The following is a 1,834-nucleotide window of genomic DNA, read 5'->3' on the forward strand; positions in this document are numbered from 1 at the left end:
CCCGTGCGGATGTCCTTTCCGACAAGAACAGGATCATCGCCATATCGCTTGATGTTGAGCCCGGAAATATAGGAACCACCCGAGTATCCCCGGACCGAACGCAAGGATCCGGTCGGCGGCCCCTTCGGATCGTGCTCCGGGCTGACGCGATACCAGTCCTCGTCATACCAGTCCTGCATCCACTCCCATCCGTTGGCGTTCATGTCATATAACCCGAGCGGATTGGGCGGGAAGATCCCCACCGGGTACAGCATGGCTCGGGTCACTGAGGACGGCTCATGAGGGTCGGTGTCAACAATAGGTTTCATTCGTTGGGCCTGATCATAGGTATCAATATTCCGGCCGAAATCGATATGCCCGTTGTCCGTCGCCCAGAGGAAGTTCTGGCCACGGCTACGGGCGGCGTATTCCCATTGCGCCTCGGTTGGCAGATCAAATAGCACACCGGTCTGCTTGCCTAGCCACTGGCAATAGTCCTTCGCCTGCTGCCAGTACATGCCGGCCGGTATCAACGGATGGCGGTAGAACCCCGGCGGCAACGGGTGGCCCGGTCTCCGCTCCATCCCGGCCCGGGGCCGGCCGGTCGCATCAGCGAACACGTCGTACTCGGCATAGGTGGTCTTGAACCGGGCAAGGTTGTAGCCCGTCAGCGTGACCTTGTAGGGCGGCTTATTTTCGATCCCGCTCGTGTAGTACAACCCTTCGGGGGTCCACCCGAGCCCAAAATCCCCCATCATGAAGCTGCCGCCTTCGACCCGGATCAGGTCCTTCAGCACCTTGTGCTTGAGCTTTGCTATGCGTTCCTCGATGCTGCCTTCCGTCAAAGCCAACAACTCTGCTGTCAGCGCTGGAGGCTGATGCAAGGTTGGCGCGTTTTCGCGCGGATTCTTCGACATGATGGGCTGGCGTGGTGGCTGGACATCGGTCAACGCCGTACCTTGCACTTGAGTACCCCAAAAGAGGAGCGTCAACGCGGCAGCAATGGATCCTATCGTTCTGAAGTGCATTCAAACCTCGCTGAGTGTCATTGCGGCTGTGCTACAGCGCGGTCGATGTTTGCCACACAGCGAACAGTGTGCGATACGTTGAATCCCGGCCCGATGACACCCGTGAAACTGTCTTTTTTCGTGATTATGGGATCCTGCTTAAAGCGCTTGATGTTGAGCCCGGAAATATAGGAACCACCCGAGTATCCCCGGACCGAACGCAAGGATCCGGTCGGCGGCCCCTTCGGATCGTGCTCCGGGCTTACGCGGTACCAGTCCTCGTCATACCAGTCCTGCATCCACTCCCATCCGTTGGCGTTCATGTCATAGAGTCCGAGCGGATTGGGCGGGAAGATCCCGACCGGGAACAGCATGGCTCGTGTCACAGAGGACGGCTCATGGGGGTCGGCGTCAACGACAGGCCGGAGCTTTTGCTTTTGCGCATAGGAAGCCATGTTGCGGCCTTTGTCCATATGCCCGTTGTCCGTCGCCCAGAGGAAGTTCTGGCCACGGCTACGGGCGGCATACTCCCATTGCGCCTCGGTTGGCAAACCGAAGGGCACACCGGTCTGCTTGCCTAGCCACTCGCAATAGTCCCTCGCCTGCTGCCAGTACATGCCGGCCGGGACCAGCGGATGGCGGTAGACACCCGGCGGCAATGAACGGCCCGGTCTCGGCTCCATYCCCGCCCGGGGTCGCCCGGTGGCGTCGGCGAACACGTCGTACTCGGCATAGGTGGTCTTGAACCGGGCAAGGTTGTAACCCGTCAGCGTGACTTTGAAGGGCGGTTTGTTATCGAGTCCGCTCGTGTAGTACAACCCCTCCGGGGTCCACCCGAGCCCGAAATC

General features: G+C 60.0%; 2 protein-coding genes. Both read right to left on the minus strand.

All coding sequences use genetic code 11. From position 1 onward, the window contains the following. On the minus strand, window positions 1–896 hold an 896-nt coding region (locus tag AC1DP9_RS27615), incomplete at its 3' end, for a formylglycine-generating enzyme family protein (RefSeq protein ID WP_477109062.1). Between the two features lie 128 nt (window positions 897–1,024). Next, on the minus strand, window positions 1,025–1,834 hold an 810-nt coding region (locus AC1DP9_RS27620), incomplete at its 5' end, for a formylglycine-generating enzyme family protein (RefSeq protein WP_477109063.1).

The organism is Cupriavidus sp. 01L43, assembly GCF_056399925.1.